Annotated in this window: 19 protein-coding genes and 1 tRNA gene; 12 read left to right on the top strand and 8 right to left on the bottom strand. The window is 44.2% G+C overall.

Features of this window, described 5'->3' with window-relative positions:
* Positions 1 to 61 precede the first annotated feature (61 nt).
* Entirely contained in the window at positions 62 to 1,432 is a 1,371-nt protein-coding gene (locus NM125_RS04080; RefSeq protein WP_255133124.1) for a replication-associated recombination protein A, read from the top strand.
* 107 nt (positions 1,433 to 1,539) lie between these two features.
* Here the strand turns inward: NM125_RS04080 and NM125_RS04075 are convergent, their stop codons facing one another.
* Positions 1,540 to 2,076 (bottom strand): macro domain-containing protein, encoded by a 537-nt coding sequence (locus NM125_RS04075; RefSeq protein ID WP_255133122.1) that lies wholly within the window; start codon positions 2,074 to 2,076, stop codon positions 1,540 to 1,542.
* Positions 2,077 to 2,247: 171 nt separating this feature from the next.
* Here NM125_RS04075 and NM125_RS04070 point away from each other — a divergent pair, with 171 nt between their 5' ends.
* Positions 2,248 to 2,811, top strand: coding sequence for an NADPH-dependent FMN reductase (locus NM125_RS04070; protein WP_255133120.1), 564 nt, complete (start codon positions 2,248 to 2,250; stop codon positions 2,809 to 2,811).
* Here NM125_RS04070 and NM125_RS04065 read toward each other — a convergent pair whose 3' ends face one another.
* The 5 genes from NM125_RS04065 to NM125_RS04045 form a co-directional block, all read right to left on the bottom strand.
* On the bottom strand, positions 2,812 to 3,516 hold the full coding sequence (locus NM125_RS04065) for a response regulator transcription factor (RefSeq protein ID WP_255133118.1): 705 nt from the start codon (positions 3,514 to 3,516) through the stop codon (positions 2,812 to 2,814). It lies immediately after the preceding gene.
* On the bottom strand, positions 3,506 to 5,233 hold the full coding sequence (locus NM125_RS04060; RefSeq protein ID WP_255133116.1) for a sensor histidine kinase: 1,728 nt from the start codon (positions 5,231 to 5,233) through the stop codon (positions 3,506 to 3,508). Before NM125_RS04060 ends, NM125_RS04065 begins: the two co-directional genes overlap by 11 nt.
* A 152-nt stretch (positions 5,234 to 5,385) precedes the next feature.
* Positions 5,386 to 7,395, bottom strand: a complete 2,010-nt coding sequence (locus tag NM125_RS04055) for a M1 family metallopeptidase (RefSeq protein ID WP_255133114.1) — start codon at positions 7,393 to 7,395, stop codon at positions 5,386 to 5,388.
* 53 nt (positions 7,396 to 7,448) lie between these two features.
* The gene (locus tag NM125_RS04050) at positions 7,449 to 7,835 is read right to left on the bottom strand and encodes a response regulator (protein WP_255133113.1); all 387 of its coding nucleotides are present in this window, start codon (positions 7,833 to 7,835) and stop codon (positions 7,449 to 7,451) included.
* A gap of 183 nt (positions 7,836 to 8,018) precedes the next feature.
* Positions 8,019 to 8,106, bottom strand: a tRNA-Leu gene (locus NM125_RS04045).
* Positions 8,107 to 8,226: 120 nt separating this feature from the next.
* Here NM125_RS04045 and NM125_RS04040 point away from each other — a divergent pair.
* The 7 genes from NM125_RS04040 (at position 8,227) to NM125_RS04010 (ending at position 14,371) form a co-directional block, all read left to right on the top strand.
* Positions 8,227 to 8,796, top strand: coding sequence for a porin family protein (locus NM125_RS04040; RefSeq protein ID WP_255133110.1), 570 nt, complete (start codon positions 8,227 to 8,229; stop codon positions 8,794 to 8,796).
* 129 nt (positions 8,797 to 8,925) lie between these two features.
* Positions 8,926 to 11,172: a RelA/SpoT family protein gene (locus NM125_RS04035; RefSeq protein ID WP_255133108.1), complete on the top strand. Its 2,247-nt coding sequence runs from the start codon at positions 8,926 to 8,928 to the stop codon at positions 11,170 to 11,172.
* A 168-nt stretch (positions 11,173 to 11,340) separates the two neighbouring features.
* A complete protein-coding gene (locus tag NM125_RS04030) occupies positions 11,341 to 11,664 on the top strand; it encodes an HU family DNA-binding protein (protein WP_255133106.1) in 324 nt (107 codons plus the stop codon).
* Positions 11,665 to 11,683: 19 nt separating this feature from the next.
* Positions 11,684 to 12,106, top strand: a complete 423-nt coding sequence (gene ruvX / locus NM125_RS04025; RefSeq protein ID WP_255133104.1) for a Holliday junction resolvase RuvX — start codon at positions 11,684 to 11,686, stop codon at positions 12,104 to 12,106.
* 8 nt (positions 12,107 to 12,114) lie between these two features.
* Complete coding sequence (def, locus tag NM125_RS04020; protein WP_255133102.1) at positions 12,115 to 12,678, top strand: peptide deformylase; 564 nt, start codon at positions 12,115 to 12,117, stop codon at positions 12,676 to 12,678.
* A 2-nt stretch (positions 12,679 to 12,680) separates the two neighbouring features.
* Complete coding sequence (gene fmt / locus NM125_RS04015) at positions 12,681 to 13,595, top strand: methionyl-tRNA formyltransferase (RefSeq protein ID WP_255133100.1); 915 nt, start codon at positions 12,681 to 12,683, stop codon at positions 13,593 to 13,595.
* Between the two features lie 80 nt (positions 13,596 to 13,675).
* On the top strand, positions 13,676 to 14,371 hold the full coding sequence (locus NM125_RS04010; RefSeq protein WP_255133098.1) for an ankyrin repeat domain-containing protein: 696 nt from the start codon (positions 13,676 to 13,678) through the stop codon (positions 14,369 to 14,371).
* A 169-nt stretch (positions 14,372 to 14,540) separates the two neighbouring features.
* On the opposite strand, the gene pruA is transcribed toward NM125_RS04010, so the two are convergent.
* Complete coding sequence (gene pruA, locus NM125_RS04005; protein ID WP_255133096.1) at positions 14,541 to 16,157, bottom strand: L-glutamate gamma-semialdehyde dehydrogenase; 1,617 nt, start codon at positions 16,155 to 16,157, stop codon at positions 14,541 to 14,543.
* Positions 16,158 to 16,389: 232 nt separating this feature from the next.
* Between pruA and gap the strand changes: the two genes are divergently transcribed.
* The 3 genes from gap (at position 16,390) to NM125_RS03990 (ending at position 19,483) form a co-directional block, all read left to right on the top strand.
* Entirely contained in the window at positions 16,390 to 17,388 is a 999-nt protein-coding gene (gene gap, locus NM125_RS04000) for a type I glyceraldehyde-3-phosphate dehydrogenase (protein ID WP_255133094.1), read from the top strand.
* Between the two features lie 196 nt (positions 17,389 to 17,584).
* Positions 17,585 to 18,553 carry an acetamidase/formamidase family protein gene (locus NM125_RS03995; RefSeq protein WP_255133092.1) on the top strand — a complete coding sequence of 323 codons (969 nt, stop codon included), beginning with the start codon at positions 17,585 to 17,587 and terminating at the stop codon, positions 18,551 to 18,553.
* 36 nt (positions 18,554 to 18,589) lie between these two features.
* Positions 18,590 to 19,483 (top strand): M20/M25/M40 family metallo-hydrolase, encoded by an 894-nt coding sequence (locus NM125_RS03990; protein WP_255133090.1) that lies wholly within the window; start codon positions 18,590 to 18,592, stop codon positions 19,481 to 19,483.
* Between the two features lie 66 nt (positions 19,484 to 19,549).
* Here the strand turns inward: NM125_RS03990 and NM125_RS03985 are convergent, their stop codons facing one another.
* The gene (locus NM125_RS03985) at positions 19,550 to 19,720 is read right to left on the bottom strand and encodes a YegP family protein (RefSeq protein ID WP_020404701.1); all 171 of its coding nucleotides are present in this window, start codon (positions 19,718 to 19,720) and stop codon (positions 19,550 to 19,552) included.
* Between the last annotated feature and the right edge of the window lie 28 nt (positions 19,721 to 19,748).

The raw sequence follows: 19,748 nt of genomic DNA, 5'->3' as shown, positions 1-19,748 counted from the left end.
CTTCTTTCCTTTAAAACACATATCTTACACATACCCTTTTAATTCATCCCGAACTTCATCCATGGATCTCTTCGAAGAAAAAAAGTCTGGTGGTTTTCAATCTTCTTCCCAAAAAGAAAATCCGCAGTATAACCAGCCGTTAGCTACCCGGATGCGTCCGCAGTCGCTGGATGAATTTGCCGGGCAGGAGCATTTGGTTGGTGAAGGCAAAATGCTGCAGCGGATGATTGATACCGGCATTATTGGTTCGTTGATTTTTTACGGTCCGCCCAGTTCGGGTAAGACCACGCTTGCTCACGTAATTTCGAGAGAGATAAAGGCACAGTTTGAAGTGATCAATGCGGTTTTGGATGGCATAAAGGAGCTTCGAAATGTGGTTGATAAAGCCGAGAAACTGAGGAAACTCAATGGACGGAAGACCATCCTTTTTGTGGACGAAATTCACCGCTGGAACAAAGCCCAGCAGGACGCCCTGCTACCACATCTGGAATCCGGGATTATCACTCTTGTGGGGGCAACTACAGAAAATCCCTTTTATTCACTGGTAAATCCGTTGCTCTCCCGATGCCAGTTATTTGAGCTCCATCCGTTGACGACTAAAGACGTTCGCCTGATGCTGAACCGGGCTCTGGAGGATAGTGAACGCGGCCTGGGAGATAAGAACATCGAAGTAACCGAAGATGCCTTCAATCACTTGGCAGAAATGGCCGGGGGCGATATCCGAAATGCGCTTAATGCGCTGGAGGTTGCCGTCCTTTCCAGTACCCCGGAAGATGACGGCAAGATTACCATCAGCCTGGAAGTAGCCAAAGAGAGTATCCAGCGGCGAAATGTGCGCTACGACCGAACCGGGGACGAGCATTATCATTATGCCTCTGCCTTTATCAAATCCATGCGCGGTTCTGATCCCGATGCATCCTTGTACTGGATGAATGCCATGCTGGAAGGCGGAGATGATCCGAATTTTATTTTCAGGCGCATGTTCATTTTTGCCAGTGAGGATGTGGGGCTTGCCGAGCCGAATGCCATCACCATTGTCAACTCCTGCCAGGAGGCTTTTATGAAGTGTGGCATGCCGGAGGGGATGTATTTTCTGTCGCATGCGTGTTTGTATTTGAGTCAGTGCCCGAAGAGTAACAGCACCAAAGCTATTTTTGAGGTGAACCGGGAAATCAGCGATCGGGGAGTTAAGGATATTCCACCCTATCTGAAAGACAAAACGGCCAATAAGAAAGGGGCAAAATATCTGGGTGTTGAGAATGCTTCCGAGAACTATAAATATCCACACAGCCACCCGAATAATTGGGTTGATCAACAGTATCTGCCGGACGATTTAAAAGACAAGAAATGGTACGAGGCCGGCACCCAGGGCAGAGAAGCCTTGCTGTGGAAAAAATGGCAGGAGATAAAAAACCAAAAGCCGGAAAAATAATAGAACACGGATGACATGTTTTAAGCCGGTCTACACTGATTTAATAATACAGCTCATCCGTGACACCCACCGTAGAGACACAAAATCTTGTATCTCTACGGTGGGTGTCAGGTATTGAATATTTTTTTCATGATTTGCTGATGGAGAGCTAAATCATCCTCATCAAATAATACAAACCGGATGGTTTTTACCTGTTCCAATTCCGGGGCCATTTCTTTTATGTTGTTAAATGCAATTGTAGCTGCTTCTCTCATCGGGTATCCAAAAGCCCCGGTCGAAATAGCGGGAAAGGCAATGGAAGAAATCTTGTGTTTTTCGGCCAGTCTTAGTGCATTTCTATAGCAGGAAGCCAAAAGTTGATCACTTGGTTCATCCCGTCCATAAACAGGGCCAAGGCAGTGAATCACATAGTCATTGGGGAGATCATGGGCTCCGGATATCACGGCTTCGCCCGGAGCGATGGGTGCTTTGGTGCGGCATTCCTTAGCTAATCCTGGTCCGGCCGCACGGTGAATGGCTCCGGCCACCCCGCCTCCGGTTGTAAGCTGGGCATTGGCGGCATTTACAACGGCCTCCACTTCGTCCCGGGAAGCAATATCACCTTGCATGCATTCAATGCTTATATTTCCAACAGATATCTTCATACCGATTCGGTTTTGCTGCTAATTGGTAGTAAAAGTGCAAATCATTACCGATAAACTCAAAAAACGGTGAAGACTTAAAAATTCACTGATCACAGAAAAATGAATTGGAATGTTTTTTTAAAGTAATTGGTATGTTGAAGGAGAATGCACAGTAAGCTTAAAACAGGATTAATGAATCTAAAAATAATCAGCAGTACCGATCGTCCAAATTCTAATGCCCTTAAAGTTTCCCGATATGTACAGGGATTGTATGCAGAAAAGGGAGCGGATGTGGAAGTAATCAGCCTGCAGGATTTCCCCTTGGAAGAAATTGTAGGCGGAAGGTATGGTAAAAAGCTTCCTGCTATCGAGGAGTTCAGAAAGCCGGTGCTGGAAGCAGACGGATTGGTATTTGTGATCCCGGAATATAACGGCAGTTTTCCCGGTATTTTAAAAATGTTTATAGACTACCTGCCATTTCCGGAAGCCTTTGAGAAGATGCCCATGGCTTTTATAGGTGAGGCAAACGGTGCTTTTGGTGGATTGCGTGCCGTAGAGCAATTTCAGATGGTGGCAAACTACAGAAATGCACTTCAGTTTCCGGAGCGGGTTTTTATCTCCCGTGTAGAAAAAGAGTTCTCGGAAACAGAGGGAATCAACGATGACTTCCAGCAAAACTTACTCGAATCACAAGTGGAAAACTTTGTGAAGTTCGTAGAATCTGTGAAGCAAAAAGAAATGGATCAGCTGGTCTGATTATCCGTTTCGAAGCATATAGCCCACACCGTGTAAGGTAATCAGGTAACGCGGATCGTCAGGGTGTACTTCAATTTTGGCTCTCAGCTTTGAAATGTGAACATCCACCGTTCGGGTATTTGTGCTGAACTCATAGCGCCATACTTTTTCCAGCAGCTCATCTCGTGATACCGGTTCGTTTGCGCTTTTTAACAGGTAGCGGATCAGCTCCACTTCCCGGGATGTCAGCTCAATTTCATCTCCATCCGGACGATGTACCACAGACTCATGCAGGTCAATTTTAATCGGGCCCAATTGAAGGATGTCCACTTCGCCGGAAGTGGAATACGTGCCGGCACGCCGCAGTCGGGCTTCAATCCGTGCAAGGAGTTCCTTCACACCAAACGGTTTGGTCAGGTAGTCGTCGGCACCAAGATTCAGTCCTTTTACTTTATCAGGCTCTTGGTCTTTGGCTGTCAGCATGATGACGGGGAAAGTAAATTTGTTGTCGCGGATTTCCTCCAGAATATCATAGCCACTTTTACCGGGAAGCATAATGTCCAGAATCATGATGTCCGGCTTATGCTCTTTTACCATTTCCACGGCTTGCGTTCCCTCTTCACTTACTAAAACATCGTACCCTTCACTTTCCAATGTATCCCGAAGTGTAAAAACAAGGCTTGGCTCGTCTTCCACAACGAGCACTTTCATGCGTTTATCCGACATATTTCGTGTGCTTATTTAAATTTTCTGTTGGCGAGGAACCAGTCTGTATGTTTTGCAGCTGTTCTTTCGAAACATCATCTTTATTCAATTTAGGAAATCTTACAATAAATGTTGTGCCTTTGCCGGAACTACTTTTTACTTCAATTTTTCCGCCATTCAGGCTAACCATATTCCGTACGATACTTAACCCCAATCCATGCCCTTTAATTTTGGTGCTCTTCGAATCGGAGTCGTCAACGCGGTAAAACTTTTTGAAGATGTTTTTTTGTTCTTTTTTAGGAATTCCCATTCCATGATCCGAGATGCTGAAAAAGACATTATCTTTGTTGGATGAAATTTGGTACTCGATGCATTTCTCATCCTTGCTGTATTTGATGGCGTTCTCAGTGAGGTTATGAACGATGGTTTCGAAGCTGTCGCTGTCGATCATACACAAAGCGTCTTCAGCCGAAGATTTAAACTTCACTTCAAAGCCTTTGTTCTCAATGTACTCCCGGTTTTCGTTCAGGAATTTATTCATCAGGTTGTGAATGCTGTAAGGAGCGGCTTTGATCATATTCTGGCCGGAGTCAACACGGGCTACATCCAGAAGTTTCTCGATCATACTTCTCAACCGGATAGACTCATTATAAATATGCTCGCCATACTGCTTCAGACGTTTGGGTTCGGTGACCCTGCCATCGGAAATATTTTCGCCTGCAGCCTGCATCACCGCCAAAGGTGTTTTCAGTTCATGGGTTACATTGGCAAGAAAGCTGGCCTGTCGCTGTGCTAAATGTCGTTCGCGTTGTGCGGTCACAAACATGAAGATCAGTGCCCCTAATAAGAACAACACAGCCACACCAAGTACAATCAGGTTTTTGATAAGGGTTTCGTTATAGGCATTGGTAACCGGCGCATCCAGAAAAGCAAGGTTCAACGACCAGTTGTCGAAGAAGCCGGAGCCGGAGAACCCCATCACATGATCCCGAAGGTTCCGGTCGTATTCAATGTTTGTATCGTTAGTAGCCAAAACCCTGTTATTGGTCCAGTCGCGAACCCAGACCACAATCCCGGTTTCCTCACTTTTGCCAAAATAATTGGTAAGAATTGGGGGAAGAACCTCATTTACGATATAATCCTCATTTAACGTGAGGGTGATGTAGCCGATCATCCGGCTTTCAGAAAGATTGATGAGCCCGATGTTCAGGCTGCGATGGGTATCAAACTCAAAGTTATTATTCCAACGGTAATTGAAATCGTTAAGCTGAATTTTGGTTTTGGTCCGTGCCAGCCCAACACCATCACAAACTAAATCCGGAAAGTCATTAGTAGGGGTGATTTGTTGGTTCTCAGGATCAAACCTGTAAATAGAGTTATCAGGATTGCAGGGGTCAACATTTTCAGGGGTGAAATAAATACTGTTAAAAAACGGGCTTTTGGATGAGCGGGTCAATACATCCTGAATATTCTCCGGCAGCTGTCCGGTTTGCTGAAGGGAGCTTTCGATAGGCTCAAGCTCTATCCGGTATAGTCCTCGCAAAGGCTCAAGAATTTGGTTCCTTATTGTATCGTTGATCTCATCCAGCTGATCAATTCGACGTTCTTCTTCGCTTTCAACCATGCGGTCTCTCAAGTCATACAGAGAAAGAACGTTCATGCCTGTGAGGGCAATGATAGCCGAGAGCCCGAGCATCAATAAAATCCAGCGAAAAGCCCTGTTGCGTAATATTTTCATGTGGAATAGTTGTGAACCTTAACGCCCTGAATATAGCACTTAGCGATATTGTAAGAACTCAAATTTGGTAAAAATAATCGCCAATAAAAAAGCCCTTTGGTAACAAGGGCTTTCTGATTTTCAAATAACAGGTATGCAGTTTTTTAAGCGGTCTATCTTACCCAAATGTTGTTCTCGCGGTTTGTATCCGGGAAGTAATGATCGGCATCAATTTCTACCCGGGAAATTATAGCCGGTGCATCAATGGTGACGGAGGTAGTGCGTTTGCCCATCATCCAGTCTTCAACGCCAATGCGAGTGGTTGTTTCGGAGCCGTCTTCAAAAGTAATGGTTAGATCAACGGGCATCACAACTTTGCCTAAATCTTTGATGGTTATGGTAGCCTCATCCTCTCTTTGAGTAACATCAGCAATGGTCTGATCCAGGGTCCATGTTTCGAAATACCAGGATCGCCAAAACCAGTCAAGTTCTCTGCCTGAAACATCCTCAAAGGTGTTAAACATATCATAAGGTGTGGGATGTTTATATGCCCAGCGGTCCATGAAACTTGTCCATGCTTCTTTAAACAAATCATCACCTAACACACCCTGTAAGGCAATTAAAACAGTAGCAGGTTTTGGATACGAAGCGACGCCGTAAGCCGGGCCGGGATAGTGGTAGTCGGACCATCTCATGATTTCGCCTTCCAGGTAGCTGCCTGCAATGGGCAGGTAACTGTTGAATTCATCCAGCCTGCTAAAGCTGTCCGGAAATTTATCCCAGCGGGCGTGGGCTTCATGAAAAGTGGTAGCTCCTTCATCCATCCAGGCGTGCCGGCGTTCGTTGTTGCTCACAATCATCGGGATCCACATGTGGGCAATTTCGTGGGCGGTTACATTATACAGCGCCTGCTTTTTTTGTGATAAGGGAATATTCGGGTTCGGGTTGTTGTAGCTGCCCATTACCGTCATCATCGGGAATTCCATCCCGCCGCCTATAATGCCGGCTCCTTCAACGGAAGTCATGTGCGGCCACGGATACGGAATGCCGGTATAATCAGATAAAAATGAAATAGAGTGAGCCGTGTAGTCTGCGGCATCTTCCCAAAGCGGGGCTGATTCTCTCCAAAAAGCATTAATGAGGGAATAGTCTTCGCTGCCGTCACCGTCCACATCTCCAACCGGAGTTCGCATGGCATCCCACTGTGATTGAGAGGTAGCACTGAAGGCAACATCACGAACTTTTTCAGCCTTAAAGCGCCAGGTTAAAGTTCCGTCTTCACCGGATACTGTTGAACTTCCAAAATCATTGATTTCAACAACTGAAATGACACTATCAGACTCTTGTCCAGAATTATATCTATCGAGGACAGCAGGAACCAATACTTCTTCCGGATTCAAAAATTCACCGGTACTCATAACCAGCCATTGTTCTGGAGCGGTTATACTAATTTCGTAGTCTCCAAAATCGTGATAAAACTCGGCATTTCCGGTAAAGTCGTCACCAAACCATCCGTGAACGTCATCATAAGTAGCAACATGCGGAAACCAATAAGCAATGAAGTACAGATTATTTCGGCTGTAACCCATGCGTCCGCTTGCACCTGCTTGCGGAACTTTGAAATTCCAGTCAATTTCGAGTTCGGTAGTCTGTCCCGGGAAAATCCTTTCGTTAGGATAGACAACCAGGTTTGTGCCCTGCACCACATAAGTTGGGCGACTTCGCTTCATGCCGGCAATGTCTTCACCACCAATAGAAACCCTTGTGATATTCATGCCACCGGTAATCTCTACAATTTCCTTACGGGGCACTCCCTCTTTGTGGAGATTCTGAGCCAGTTCAAAAAGAATATAATTTAAAGTATCAGGCGAATTATTGGTGTAGGTGATATCCGCTTCACCGTAAAGCATGGTATCGGCCGGCACCAGTTCGGTATCAATTTTGTAGGAATAGGTGTTGGTGAAATAGTTGGGGCCGGGAGTTCCGTTATAGGATCGGAAACCATCTGCAACAGCTTGTTTAAAATCCCAGGGTTCTTCGATCTCGTAGGGGATGGGGCGTTCAGGTTTGAAGCTCTGTTCAGTAGCGTCAGAAGTAGCAGGCGAAGTAGTGGTTTTTGTTGATGAACACGCAGTAAAAGCGGCGATTATAAAGATCAGGAATCCTGAAAGCGATGATTTCATGATTAGGTAGAATTAGGTTAGTCAGGAAGGAAGGTGGTAGTAGTGAAGTGAATCTATTTATGGATCTTCTTGTAATTTCTCTCTATAGATTCTTTAAGGTCGTTAAATTCAATGGGTTTCACCAGGTAATCGAGATACTCGGTTTCTTTGGCTCTTTGAACATGGTGAGGATCAGAATTCCCGGTGATATAGATAACGGGTACATCCGAAAACTTGCGAATTTCTTTCATGGCTGTGATGCCATCAATTTCCCCTTCAAGAGAAATATCCATTAAGATGAGGTCGGGCTTAATCTTCTGTGCTACTTCGATGGCTGTTTTACCATATACGAGTTCCCCTTCCGCGTCATAACCCAATTTTTCCAGGTAGCTTTCATACAGAAGATTCAGAATCAGATCGTCTTCAACGATCATAACTGTTTTATTCTGTTTCTTGTCCATCTCGTTCCATTAATTTTCATTGCCTTATAAGCAACAGGCCAAATAATAACATGAATTAATATTAAACGAAATTTTCTAATAAAAAAATTTAGTGGTTAAATAGAGTAAATAGTCAATTTATGAAGTGTACACGCAGTGTAGAATAAAAAAAGCCTGCCTCTCTGTTCTGAGAAGCAGGCTTTGTACCGCTGATCGGACTCGAACCGATACGGGCATTTTAATACCCATTGGATTTTAAGTCCAACGTGTCTACCAATTCCACCACAGCGGCTTTCCGGTAGGCGCCAAATATACGGCTTTACCTTTCACTACTTCAATAAAGATTTAAACAAATATTGAATCCACATCTTCGTTTCGTAACTTTGAGCAAATAACAACTAAAAGAGAAGCTATGAGACGTTTTATACCCCTTACTATTTTAATGGCCGTTATTTTTTCAGCAAGCACTTTTGCCCAGCTTGAGATCGGAGCTTCCTATGAGCTTCGTGATGAAAAGCCTAAGAATGGATTTGGCCTTCGAATCGAAAAAGGAATTCTTGAAAAACTGCCGGTGGTGAACCTATCGCTTAGATTGCATGGAAGCTATTTCAGTGAAGAGAATAACGTAGATCCCAACAACCAGAGCTTCTCTTATTCTGAAGACCTGACCAATTATGATGTAGGAGTAGCTGCAGTTGGTGGTGTTTCGGTTGGACTTCTTGAACCCTACGTAGGCTTAGGACTTGGAACCGAGAATTATGAGAAAGCAGTTAAGGACTACAATGGCCTGCCGGGGAACCGTCCGGAAGATGGAAACGAAAGTAACCTGTACTGGAATCTGTCGGTTGGCGCCAAGGTAACGGTGATACCAGTGTTAAAGCCTTTTGTTGAATACCGATATTCTAACAAGGAGCTGGCCGAGCCTACTCTGGCTGATGCTCAAAACGGCAGAATTATGTTTGGCGTGTCTTTAAGTTTTTAATCAAAATCACTTAATTGTATTACAGCGGATGTGAACTCCATATCCGCTTTTTTTGTACAGAAAAATATAAGTAAGTGCTTTAAACGAGGGTTATACCTACATTTGAAGGGAGTTAGGCTGGATTAGTTTATGAGTGATACTGCTTCCATAGATAAATATGACCTTGAGGGTTATAAATTAAAGAAGGCTCAGAGAGAAGATCTGAAGCAGTTGCTTTCGGTGTGCCGTGATCACATTGACTCGCTGGATGAGGAAGCCGTGACGAAGGCTTTTAAGCTTTGCTATATGTCGCACGAGGACATGAAGCGGGCATCCGGGGAGCCGTACTACTACCACCCGGTGGAAGTGGCCAAAATTGTAGCCAGCGAAATCAATATTGATGATATTTCGGTTATTGCCTCTCTTTTGCATGATACCGTTGAAGACACCGATGTAACCCTGGATGATATCCGGCACTGGTTTGGGGATGAAGTGGCTATCATTATTGATGGAGTTACTAAAATTACCGGGGTGTTTAAAAGCCGTGACAGCAAGCAGGCCGAGGCGTTTATGAAGCTGCTGCTTTCCATGGCGGAGGATATCAGGGTGGTGCTGATTAAATTTGCCGATCGCATGCACAACATGCGAACCATCCAACACCTGAAGCGGGAAAAGCAGATTAAGATTGCTTCGGAAACCATGGACTTGTATGCCCCGCTTGCTCATCGTTTTGGGTTGTTCCGGATTAAGAACGAGCTGGAAGATCTGTGTTTCAAAACCATAGATCCGACTTCCTTCAAGTTTGTAGCCCGAAAGCTTCGGGAGAAAAGAGAGGACCGGGAAGAATTTATTAATGAGTTTATGCAGCCCATTCAGAATGAGCTGACTAAAATGAATTTCAAATTTGAAATTAAAGGGCGGCCCAAACACATCTTCTCTATCTATCGGAAGATGCAGCGGCAGCAAAAACCCTTCGAAGAAATTTATGACCTTTTTGCTATTCGGATTATTCTGGAAGGTCAGCATACAAAAGAAGATTGCTGGAGGGTGTATTCCATCATCACCGATTGGTACACGCCAATTCCTGAACGATTTCGGGATTTTATTTCCGTGCCCAAAGCGAACGGATATCAATCACTACACACCACGGTAATTACCAATAAAGGCCGGAAAGTTGAGGTTCAAATCAGAACCCGCAGGATGGATGACATTGCTGAAAAAGGTCTTGCTGCCCACTGGAAGTATAAGGAAGGAGCCCAACAAGGGTCCGACACTCTCGATAAATTCGTGAATTGGGTTCGGGATGTACTTGATAATCCACGTCCCGATGCAGCTACCGATTTCGTAAAAGATTTTCAGCTGAACCTGTATAAGGATGAGATCTATGTTTTTACACCCGACGGCGAACTGAGAACCCTGCCCCGGGATGCAACACCTATCGACTTTGCTTTTGAAATTCACAGTGAAATCGGTGAACGTGCTATGGCCGCCAAGGTGAACGGGAAGATGGTGCCGCTTCGTCAGAAACTTCAGAATGGGGATCAGGTTGAGATTATCACCGGAAATAAGATCAATCTAAATCCGGATTGGATTGATGATGTGGTTACCCATAAGGCGAAGTCACGAATCCGACAGTTTATTAAGCAGAAGCAGCGCAAAGTTGCAGAAGAGGGACGGGAAATTTGGAACAAGAGAGCAGCCCGTGGAAACATTGAAATTTCGGAACAGGAGCTGAATCGGTTTGCAAAAAGGTTTAAGTATGAATCGACCCAGGAGCTGTTTTTTGATATCGGTTCGGGAGTGTTTGACGTAAACGAGCTGTTCCGGGAAGTGAAGAAGTTTAAGAGTACGGGCCGTATTGAAGATAACGAGCAGGTGGAAGTCAATCCTATCACTGAAGAGGAAATTCAGGATAAATATATCAGTGAAGCCCGGTCGGTAGGTGACGGGAAGTCGCTCTTCATCAACGGCGAGCTCAGCAATATCAAATATTCGTACGCAAATTGCTGTAACCCAATTCCCGGCGATGATGTAATTGGATTTATAAGCCGAACCGGGGATGTTAAAATACACCGGACCATGTGTAATAATGCTCAGCATCTGTTAAAGACGGAAGCTGAACGCATTGTAGATGTAAACTGGGCCAAGAATATCGATACCAAGTTCCTTGGGGCCATCAAGGTTATAGGTGGCGACAGGGTGGGCATGATCAATGATATCACGGACGTATTGTCGAAATCGCTGGAGACTAATATGAAAAGTATCAACGTTAGCAGCGACAGCGGAATGTTCGAGGGAATTATCACTCTTTACGTTGACGGTATCTCTCATCTCGGCAAGATCATGAAACGACTTGAAAAAGTAGAAGGTGTTAAAAACGTTCTACGCTACGAGTAACCCTTTCTAATGCAGTTTAGGTAGATTTTTATTAAAGTTATCTTTACAATACTGAAAGATTATTCGCTATAGGTCAAACAGCTTAAGGAAAACAAAGTTGCGAATAATTATGGAAGGACAAACGTGCCACAAGTAAATAAAAGGCACTTAACATAATCTATAAAAACTATGATGACTTACACAAAACGAGACGTTGTACGTCGGGTTGCAGAAGCAATGGATGAACCTATGATTCAAGCAGAACCATGGGTTGATGCTGTGATTGTAGCTTTACGAGAAATTATGATGTCTGCTGATACAGAGTGCAGAATCGAAATTCGTGACTTTGGAGTATTTGAAGTAAAAGAAACAAAGGCTAAACCAAAAGCCAGAAATCCTAAGACAAACGAAGTTATTTACGTGCCCGCACATCGCAAAACACACTTCAAGCCCAGTAAGTTGATGAAGAAGTTTCTGCGACAGCCTTTAGAGGACGTAAAGAAGGATAAATAATTCAGGGGTAAACAGATAGTTGCAGGAATATGCACGGCTTGTCGGTATTGATGTTGGAAAAAAGAGAGTGGGTATTGCTCAAACCGACCTACTCAAAACCATAGCTTCACCGGTCGGCACCTTTTCCCCTGAGGAAGCGTTATCTGAAATTCAGAAAATCACAGAAAACGCTTCTGTAGAAAAATTTGTTGTTGGTTGGCCTTTGTCTCTTAAAGGAGAAGAAGGGTCGGCCACACAAATGGTTAATAATTTTATAAAAAAACTGCGCCATTCTTTCCCAAATATAGACATTGCAAAAGTTGATGAGCGATACACATCGAACCAGGCGCGTAGCCTTATGATTGAGGCTGGAGTTCCCCAAAAAAAGAGACGTGAAAAGGGACGGGTTGACCGTATTGCTGCTGCCATCATTTTACAAAACTACTTAGATTCGAATTCTTAATATAACATATGCCCATATTACCAATTGTAACGTACGATGATCCGGTTTTACGGAAACAAGCAGATGAAATAGAAGAAGACAGTCCGGAACTGCAAACTCTGATCGATAATATGCTGGAGACCATGTATAACGCTGATGGCGTTGGATTGGCTGCTCCGCAAATTGGCCGGTCTATCAAATTGTTTGTGATGGATACCGACTCTATGATCGAGGATGGTGAAGTTCCTTACGGCCCTATGGTTTTTATCAATCCGTTGATCCTGGAAAAAAGAGGAAATAAGGTGCCACTCGAAGAAGGTTGCCTGAGCATCCCGGAAGTGAACGATAAAGTGTTTCGCCCCGAAACGGTGATCATCGAGTTTTTTGACCGGGATTTTAATAAGCATAGGCTGGAAGCCGGCGGGTGGACTTCAAGAGTAATTCAGCATGAATATGATCATCTTGAAGGAGTGCTATTTCTGGATTACCTGAGTGCCTTCAAAAAAAGAATGCACAAAAAAGAGCTTAAAGAGATTGATGAAGGCAATAAAAAGGTAAAATACCCGGTAGTCCCCAAACAGGAAGAAGCATAGCGATGAATATTGTTTTTATGGGTTCACCTGAATTTGCCATTCCAAGCCTGGAGCAAATTCATCATTCCGAACATACCATAAAGGCAGTGGTAAGCAATGTGGACAAAAGGCGAGGGCGGGGGTCGAAGAAGTCCCCGACACTTGTTAAGGCAAAAGCGCTGGAATTGGGACTTCCTTTAATTGAGGTTGATGACCTTTCATCACCGCAATTCGGAACACAATTGAAAGCACTGGAAGCCGACCTTTTTGTGGTTGTAGCATTTCGCATTTTGCCTACTTCCGTTCTAAATATCCCGAAAAAAGGCTCTATAAACTTACACGCTTCCCTGTTGCCCAAATACCGGGGCGCGGCTCCTATTCACTGGGCTATTATTAATGGAGAGGAAGAGACCGGCTGCACTGTTTTCTTTTTGGATGAAAAAGTGGACACCGGCAATATCATCCTTCAGCAAAAGACAAAAATCGGAGATAATGAAACGACCGGTGAATTGTACAACCGGCTCAGGGACATGGGGAGCGAGTTGCTGCTGGAGAGCATTCACAAAATTGATTCTGAGGATTATACCTTATCAGCCCAGGATCACTCCATAGCTACCCCGGCGCCTAAGCTCTTCAGAGACGACTGCCACATCGACTTCAATAAACCGGCAGCAGATGTTCATAATAAAATCAGAGGCCTGAGCCCTTTCCCAACTGCCTGGGCTAATTGGAATGGAGAGAAGTTCAATATGTATCGGTCGCGTTTAGGGATAGCTGCAAATATTGATCCCGGAGAGTTGTTGGTTAAGGATGACAAGCTGCTTGTCGGGTGCCTGGATGGTACGGTAGAATTGACCGAAGTACAGCTTCCCGGCACAAAAAGACTGACAGGAGAGGAATTAATAAGAGGCTACGACGTTGAGGGAGTGCTGAATTAATTTTCTTGAAGAATTAATTTGAGATATACGTTCGGTTTTTTATCATCACGCCAATTGCAAAGCTAAAATCATAGCATATTATGGAGCAATCTGAAATTTTTGAGGCAGCTAAAGCCGGTAATTTGGAAGAGCTGAAAAAGCTTTTAAAAGGCAAGTCGGACATCAATGAAACCAACAAGAGTGGTGCCTCTGCTCTCATTTTGGCTTCTGAAAAAAATCATACTGAAGTAGCTAAGTTTCTTGTAGAAGAGGGAGCTGATCTGAATATAGAAACCAAAATGGGAGGAACAGCTTTAAACCGTGCAGCTGAAAACGCCAACCTGGAATTGTTGGAATATTTCCTCGAAAAAGGGGCCGGTATTGGTAACCTTGCTTTGATTGCAGCTTCCCGCACAGGAAATATTGAAGCTGTAAAATTATTGGTGGAAGCCGGCGCTGATGTTGATGCCCAGCAACGATGGGGGCACACCGCACTGATGCTTGCGGCAAAAGAAGGTAATACAGATGTGGTGAAGTATTTGATTGACGAGGGCGCCAACGTAAAACTGCGGGATAAGAATGGGGATACGGCTATGATGATCGCCATGGATAATGAGCAGGACGACATTGCACTAATCCTGAGGAGAGCCGGAGCTAAAGCCGAGTCCAAGCCTAAGAAAGAAGTTGCTCCTGTTACGGATGAAGATGAAGACGTTGACCTGGACGATACACCTGATGTGGACGACCTGGTTTCCGATGACGATGATGCCCCCGATGATGTAGATTTGGATGACTAATTCTACACTCTTGAGCCTTGATTAGTAATACTTTGGGATCACCTTGATTATGGATTAACGATCTTATTCAGGTTTATTTCAATCTACTCCTCATTTTGATAACAGATATAGAAAAGCCCCGCACATCATTGATGAGCGGGGCTTTAATTTTATCAATTGTTGTGGTGGATTACTTATTTGCGAACTCAAAATCTTCGAGTTCATAATCAACACCATCAGCCGGACGCAGTGTGGTTGATTTCGGCTCAAGGAAATACTTGAGGTAATCTCGTCCACCTGCTTTTGCATCGGTACCACTTAGCTTGAAGCCACCAAATGGCTGGGCTCCAACAAGGGCTCCGGTACACTTGCGGTTGATGTACAGGTTACCTACGCGGTATTCTCTCAATGCCCGGTCAATTTTCTTAGGATCTTGTGAGAAGTAAGCTCCGGTTAGTCCGTAATCAACACCGTTGGCAATGCGAAGGGCATCGTCGGTGTCTTTGGCTTTGATGAAGGCCGTTACAGGTCCGAAGATTTCTTCCTGGGCAATTCGGTCATCTTCGCTAATGTCCGCAAAAACGGTAGGTTCTATATAGTACCCTTCGTTTTCAGTTTCAGCACGTTTACCACCGGCTACTAATCGGCCTTCCTTTTTACCAATCTCAATGTAGCTCATGATTTTATCCACGGCTTTTTGATTGATTACAGGACCTGCAATATGGTTTTCTTTGGCATCACCAATAGATAGGGCTTTAGTTTTTTCAGCCACTTTCTCCAGCAGTTCATCATAAATGTCCTGATGGGCAATTACTCGTGAACTGGCTGAACATTTCTGTCCCTGGAACCCAAAGGCACCTTTCACAATCTCGGTTGAAGCTTTTTCAATATCGGCATCGGCATCCACAACCGTTGCATTTTTACCGCCCAGCTCACAAACCATTCGCTTAAGGAATTTTTGTCCGTCAGCTACTTCAGCTGCAATTTTATTCAGGTGAAGACCTACGGCTTTAGATCCGGTGAAAGAAATAAACCGGGTATTAGGATGCTTGGCAAGGTTTTCGCCTACTTCAATGTCGCCACCGGTTACAAAGTTGAATACGCCTTTTGGCAGTCCCACTTCCTCGAAAATCTCGGTGAGGATGGAACCCATGCGTGGAGTATCAGGGGCAGGCTTAGCTACAACGGTATTTCCTACAGCGATTGGGGCAACGGCCATTCCCACAAAAATAGCGAAAGGGAAGTTCCAAGGAGAAATTGATACACCGGCGCCAATAGGCATATAAATGGTTTTGTTGTAATCGCCCCAGGTTTCAGATAATACATCCATTCCGTCATCAATACGGAGTGCTTCATGAGCGTAATACTCGATAAAGTCGATGGCTTCGCAGGTATCGGCATCGGCTTCGAGGTAGCTTTTACCAGCTTCGCTGATCATCCAGGCATTAATTTCCAGCCTTCGGCGGCGAACTACATCGGCTGCTTTAAACAGGTATTCTGCTCTTTTCTCAGCAGAAACATATTGCCAGCTTTCGAAAGCATCCCAGGCTTTGTCTAATGCGTCAAAGGCTTGGTCTTTGCTGGCCATTTGGAAAGTTCCAATAGTCTCAGAAAGGTTGGATGGGTTCTTACTTTCAAAAGTACCGGCATCACCTTTTACAAATTCGCCATTGATGTAGAGGTCATACTCCTGGCCAAAATCAGACCGGACTTCTTCAAGTGCTTTTTTTTGAGCTTTATCGTTAGTGGGATCAGAAAAATCTAAGTACGTCTCATTTTTGTACTTTTTTAAGGTCTGGTCGGGCATAGTTTTGAATTATTTTTTGATGAATTTTAAGCTTTGTTACTCTAAAGATACGCAGAAAAGCGCTCCCAATTCAAAGGTGATGATATTATACCCGCCAGGTAGTCGAAAACATTGAAAATAGGGCGCGATAATGGTAGCTTTCAACGATTCACAAGAACTTTACAAGTCTGTTTTACATTCTTACTTAGTGAAGTTAGAAGAATAAAAAATTCAATTATAAACAGGATTCGAAATGGCAAAAATTAAAGTGGGAATTAACGGGTTTGGCCGTATTGGTAGAATGGTGACCCGTTCAATCCTAACTAATCATAAAGATACAATTGAAATTGTTGGAGTAAATGATCTGACAGATACTAAAACTCTGGCTCATCTTTTCAAATACGATTCAGCCCAGGGCACGTATCCTGGAGATGTTTCTGTAGATGGAGATAAAATGACCATCGATGGAATGAGCTTTGATGTGAGCGCTGAGAGAGATCCCGCGAATCTGAAATGGGGAGATCTTGGTGCAGAAGTTGTTGTTGAGTCGACCGGGTTTTTCCGAGATGTCAAAAGTGCCGGAAAACACCTGGAAGCAGGAGCAAAAAAGGTAGTTATTTCAGCTCCGGCATCAGGCGATATTCAAACCATCGTTCTCGGTGTTAATGATGAAGAGATTTCTGACGACATCGAAATCTATTCCAACGCAAGCTGTACCACCAACTGCCTGGCACCTATGGCCAAGGTACTTGATGACAACTTTGGGTTGGTAAAAGGATTCATGACCACCATTCACTCTTATACCGGTGATCAGCAGTTGGTAGATGGACCGCATAAAGATCTTCGCCGTGCCCGGGCAGCCGCTGCAAACATTGTACCTACTACAACAGGTGCAGCTAAAGCAGTTGGACTTGTGCTTCCTAAGCTGGATGGCAAACTGGATGGTGGAGCCGTTCGAGTTCCAACCCTAACCGGTTCTTTGACTGATTTTGTATGTGAAGTAGAAAAAGAAACCACTGCCGAAGAAGTAAATGCGGCATTTAAAGCTGCTGCCGAAGGACCTATGAAAGGAATCCTCGAGTATGCTGATGTGGAACTTGTTTCTTCTGACATTGTTGGAAACCCACATTCAAATATTTACGACAGTCAGCTTACAAAAGTAGATGGCAAACTGGTTAAAATTATCGGATGGTATGATAATGAAGCCGGCTATTCTGCACGTACCGCTGATTTAATTACCAAGATCGTTTAATCTGTTAAGAAAGTATTGGTGAACTCGTTTCACCGGACTTGGTATTTTATTGAAACTCCTGCTTTCGAAAGAGACAGGAGTTTTTTTATGTCTGTTTACTTGTAAAACTCAGCTGATCTCCTCACATTTCTGCACACCAAAAAAATGAGGAAGAATTATGTTTAGGGTATCATTTTATATTTTATCGGCACTGTTAATGTTTGTCAACACAGGTTGTGTGGAAGTAGATATGGAAAAGGAGTCAACAACTCAGGCTCCTGAAGTTGATTTTGAGCTTACATCCGATCAAACACATAACCGCTGGAGCAGCGCCATTGAACCGGTGTTGACGGTTCCATCAGGTTCAGTCATAAAAGTTGGAACTGAAGAAGCTTCTGATCAACAGCTGGATGTAAATTCTACCTTAGAAGATTTAGCCAATTTGAGTTTTGATCCCATTCATCCGCTAACCGGCCCCGTGTATGTGGAGAATGCCGAGCCCGGAGACGTCCTTAAAGTAACCCTTCACAAAATTGAGATGGGCGATTGGGGCTGGACCGCCATCGTGCCCGGTTTTGGATTTTTGGCTGATGAATTCACTGAGCCCTACCTGAAAACGTTTGAGCTGGGTAAAGATAAAAAAACAGCGAAATTTTCTGAGAATATCGAGATCCCGCTAAAGCCGTTTCCGGGAGTGATGGGAGTTGCTCCTGATACCGAAGAAATGCTGTCAACCATTCCTCCCCGGGAAAATGGTGGGAATATGGATGATCCGAACATCACCGAAGGTTCCGTAGTTTATTTCCCGGTGTTAGTGGAGGGGGCCTTATTCTCGATAGGAGATACCCATGCCGCCCAGGGACACGGAGAAGTTTGTGGTACTGCTATAGAAGCACCCATGAATATTATTTATGAAGTGGAGGTGATTAAAGGTGGAAGGACAATCAGCGAGCCACAATATGAGACAGATGACTATTACGCGGTTACTGCTTTTGCAACCACCATTGATGAGGCGGCCAGGAAAGCTACCCGATATATGATTGATTTCTTAGAGGAAGAGAAAGGCATGGATCGACAGGATGCATATGCGCTATGTTCGCTGGCCGGAGACCTGAAAATAGCTGAGGTGGTGGATGTGCCTCATATGTTGGTTTCTATGCATATTCCAAAGGATATTTTTAAGTAAAACAAACAGACACTCAACATAAAACTCAAAATTTAGATGAAGAAATCACTGCTTTTATTAGCTGCATTATTAGTAATCAGCCTGGGCTGTACCACTCAGCAACAGCAAGCAACGTTAGATACTGAACAGCTTATTGAAGATCTTCGGGTGATTTCTTCCGATGAGATGGAAGGCCGGCGTGCCGGAACGGAAGGAAACCGCAAGGCCCGGGAATACCTGGTGCAACGATTTGAAGAGGAGGGAGCTCAGCCATTTCAGAATTCCTTTACCCATGAGTTCACCTTTACTAATAGAAGCGGCGAGGAGATGACCGGAGTGAACGTCATTGGCCAAATCAAAGGAAAGACGGATTCAGTGATGGTGATTACCGCTCATTATGATCACCTTGGTATTCGTGACAGCCTGATCTATAACGGAGCGGATGACGACGCTTCGGGCACGGCAGCTCTGCTGGCTTACATCGATTACTTTAGCCAGACACAGCCCAATCACACCTTGGTGTTTGCAGCTTTTGATGCCGAAGAGATGGGATTACAGGGAGCAAGAGCTTTCGTGGAGGATTCTGTTTTCCTTGAAAAAGTGAAACTGAACATCAACCTGGATATGATTGCGCAAAATGATTCAAATGAGATCTATGCGGTTGGTACTTTTCATTATCCGGAACTGAAACCGGTATTAGAGAATGTGGAAACCGGTGAAATCAATTTACTATTTGGCCACGATAACCCTGACAGCGGACTGGATGACTGGACCTATGCATCAGATCACGGACCATTCCATCAAAAAGGGGTTCCGTTTGTGTACTTCGGGGTGGCAGATCATGAACACTATCATCGCCATACGGATGACTTCGAAACCATTCCTCAGGAATTTTATAAAAGCACTGTTCGAATGATACGGAATGCCATTGTGGCTTTTGATGAGCAGTAGAATTCCAGAGCATAAAAAAAGCCTCACCAAATGATGAGGCTTTTAAAGTTCTACAAAAAAGTTGTTCTAAAACTTCCGCAGGTAACTGGTGCATTCGTTGCAATCTTTACCATCTTTGCGGGCGTCTTCTTCTTTTTCAAAACCTTGACTTGAAAAGGCCTCAATATCTCCGCTTTTGGAGACTCGTCTCCATCTCCATTCGCCTTTAACGTCTTGGTATAACTCGCATTTAGCCATAGGTAAGTATCTGATTTATTGGTAATTA

The organism is Gracilimonas sediminicola, assembly GCF_024320785.1.
In the GTDB taxonomy this organism is placed as follows: Bacteria; Bacteroidota; Rhodothermia; order Balneolales; family Balneolaceae; genus Gracilimonas; species Gracilimonas sediminicola.
The sequence above is the reverse complement of the archived record's forward strand: the minus strand, read 5'-3'. Positions and strand labels throughout refer to the sequence as shown.

What these genes read in the sequence shown, in the direction of transcription:
- NM125_RS04080 (WP_255133124.1), top strand. Translation starts at nt 62, where the DNA reads ATGGATCTCTTCGAAGAAAAAAAGTCTGGTGGTTTTCAATCTTCTTCC.
- NM125_RS04075 (WP_255133122.1), bottom strand. Translation starts at nt 2,076, where the DNA reads ATGAAGATATCTGTTGGAAATATAAGCATTGAATGCATGCAAGGTGAT.
- NM125_RS04070 (WP_255133120.1), top strand. Translation starts at nt 2,248, where the DNA reads ATGAATCTAAAAATAATCAGCAGTACCGATCGTCCAAATTCTAATGCC.
- NM125_RS04065 (WP_255133118.1), bottom strand. Translation starts at nt 3,516, where the DNA reads ATGTCGGATAAACGCATGAAAGTGCTCGTTGTGGAAGACGAGCCAAGC.
- NM125_RS04060 (WP_255133116.1), bottom strand. Translation starts at nt 5,233, where the DNA reads ATGAAAATATTACGCAACAGGGCTTTTCGCTGGATTTTATTGATGCTC.
- NM125_RS04055 (WP_255133114.1), bottom strand. Translation starts at nt 7,395, where the DNA reads ATGAAATCATCGCTTTCAGGATTCCTGATCTTTATAATCGCCGCTTTT.
- NM125_RS04050 (WP_255133113.1), bottom strand. Translation starts at nt 7,835, where the DNA reads ATGGACAAGAAACAGAATAAAACAGTTATGATCGTTGAAGACGATCTG.
- NM125_RS04040 (WP_255133110.1), top strand. Translation starts at nt 8,227, where the DNA reads ATGAGACGTTTTATACCCCTTACTATTTTAATGGCCGTTATTTTTTCA.
- NM125_RS04035 (WP_255133108.1), top strand. Translation starts at nt 8,926, where the DNA reads ATGAGTGATACTGCTTCCATAGATAAATATGACCTTGAGGGTTATAAA.
- NM125_RS04030 (WP_255133106.1), top strand. Translation starts at nt 11,341, where the DNA reads ATGATGACTTACACAAAACGAGACGTTGTACGTCGGGTTGCAGAAGCA.
- def (WP_255133102.1), top strand. Translation starts at nt 12,115, where the DNA reads ATGCCCATATTACCAATTGTAACGTACGATGATCCGGTTTTACGGAAA.
- fmt (WP_255133100.1), top strand. Translation starts at nt 12,681, where the DNA reads ATGAATATTGTTTTTATGGGTTCACCTGAATTTGCCATTCCAAGCCTG.
- NM125_RS04010 (WP_255133098.1), top strand. Translation starts at nt 13,676, where the DNA reads ATGGAGCAATCTGAAATTTTTGAGGCAGCTAAAGCCGGTAATTTGGAA.
- pruA (WP_255133096.1), bottom strand. Translation starts at nt 16,157, where the DNA reads ATGCCCGACCAGACCTTAAAAAAGTACAAAAATGAGACGTACTTAGAT.
- gap (WP_255133094.1), top strand. Translation starts at nt 16,390, where the DNA reads ATGGCAAAAATTAAAGTGGGAATTAACGGGTTTGGCCGTATTGGTAGA.
- NM125_RS03995 (WP_255133092.1), top strand. Translation starts at nt 17,585, where the DNA reads ATGTTTGTCAACACAGGTTGTGTGGAAGTAGATATGGAAAAGGAGTCA.
- NM125_RS03990 (WP_255133090.1), top strand. Translation starts at nt 18,590, where the DNA reads ATGAAGAAATCACTGCTTTTATTAGCTGCATTATTAGTAATCAGCCTG.
- NM125_RS03985 (WP_020404701.1), bottom strand. Translation starts at nt 19,720, where the DNA reads ATGGCTAAATGCGAGTTATACCAAGACGTTAAAGGCGAATGGAGATGG.